General features: G+C 45.8%; 1 protein-coding gene. It reads right to left on the minus strand.

What is annotated here, in order from left to right; translation table 11 throughout:
- Positions 1 to 421, minus strand: a 421-nt coding sequence (locus tag NW211_RS14015; protein WP_258328292.1) for a YWFCY domain-containing protein, incomplete at both ends; no start/stop codon positions are given.

The raw sequence follows: 421 nt of genomic DNA on the forward strand, positions 1-421 counted from the left end.
CAGTCGTGTCTCCTGCATAAAACTCTCGTTGGCCACATTGAAGACATCTTCCATAAGGTTATGCTTGAACATACGGCTAATCCATACTCCCGACATAAGCAGAAGGATATATCCGACAGTTATCGTAATGGTATAGATAACCATATTCACAATTGGCGAGAACGGCAGGTCGAGCAACCACCAGTTCATAAAGAAGAGTACAAGACCTCCGAGGAAGGTCGCATAAATCTTCTGCCAGGTCATCTTCTGATTCTTGACTCCCTTTGTACCGAGGCACGAGAGAGCCAAGAATATGATGGCGAAGACCTTTGTCACAAGCAGGTTGCTGAACAGCCCTGCCGTATTCTGAAAGTTGAGCAGTATCTTATCTACCACTCCGATGTTGATACCCATATCCACGATAGCCTGATAGCAGAACCAG

Source organism: Barnesiella sp. ET7 (assembly GCF_024733785.1).
In the GTDB taxonomy this organism is placed as follows: Bacteria; Bacteroidota; Bacteroidia; order Bacteroidales; family Barnesiellaceae; genus Barnesiella; species Barnesiella merdigallinarum.